This is a genomic window from Mesorhizobium sp. M7A.F.Ca.CA.002.15.2.1 (genome assembly GCF_003998715.1).
Lineage (GTDB): Bacteria > Pseudomonadota > Alphaproteobacteria > Rhizobiales > Rhizobiaceae > Mesorhizobium > Mesorhizobium ciceri.
In genome coordinates, this window is the sequence record NZ_RZPI01001066.1 from 1 (window position 1) to 1,089 (window position 1,089).

Genomic DNA, 1,089 nt, shown 5'->3' on the forward strand with positions numbered 1-1,089 from the left:
GTCGAGGCGCCGGCGGTGAAGCGGTTCATGGAGCGCCTGACCCGGCAGGCGCCGGAAAATGTTGCTTTCGTCATCGGCTCACGCAGCCTGCCCGACCTGCAGCTCGGCAAGCTCCGGGTGCTTGGCGACGTTTTCGAAATCGGCCCCGACGATCTGCGTTTCGCCTCATCCGAGGCCGAAGCTTTCTTCAACGACAAGCTGGGCCTGAGCGTCAGCAGCGGCACGGTGGAGACCTTGTGCTCGCGCACCGAAGGATGGGCCGCCGGCCTGCAACTGGCCTCTTTGTCACTGAGTGCCGCGCATGCACCGGAAACCGTCATCGGCAATTTTACCGGCGCCAACCGAAACGTCGCCGACTTCCTGATGGGCGAAGTGTTCCTGGAACTGCCGCCGGCGATCGCAAAATTCCTGCTCTACAGCTCGATCTTCGAACGCTTCAGCGCCGAGCCCTGCCGGGCGGTGATGCGCGCGGCCGACGCCGAAGCGGCGATCACCGAGATCGAGACGCGCAACCTGTTCCTGGTGCCGCTCGACGAAGAGCGGCGCTGGTTCCGCTACCATCATCTGTTCCGCGATTTCCTTAGCCGCGAAATGGAACGGCGCGAACCGGAGATGATCGCGCCGCTGCATCTGGCGGCTGCCGAATGGTTCGGCGAGCGCAAGATGCTGACAGAGGCGATCGGGCACGCGCTGGCCGCCGGCGACCAGGCCCGCGCGGCGGTGTTCGTGGAGAACAATGCGCTCGACCTCATCGCCCAGTGCCAGCTTCTCTACGTGCGCCAGCTGCTGGCACTGCTGCCGAGGAAGCTGATCGACCAGCGCATTCGGCTGCAGCTGGTCGTGCTGTGGTTGGCGGTGCACAGCAGCCAGCCGGAGATTGCCCAACAGACGCTGAGCAATGCGCGCAAGCTGGTCGAAGCCGGACCGACCGACAGCAACGACCCGGGCACGATGACCGGCACAACGATCGAGGCCGAGCTCGTGGTTCTCGCCGCCGCCGTTCACAGCACGCTGGAGCAGTTCGATCAGGCGCGCGCCACAGCCCTTGCGGCCCTGCGCGTCATCGCGCCCGATGCCTGGTTCATGGAG

1 pseudogene is annotated in these 1,089 nt (G+C 65.6%); it reads left to right on the forward strand.

Annotated elements, in window-relative coordinates:
* Positions 1-1,089 (forward strand): annotated as a pseudogene (locus ENZ74_RS32630) (LuxR family transcriptional regulator); the annotation flags it as partial.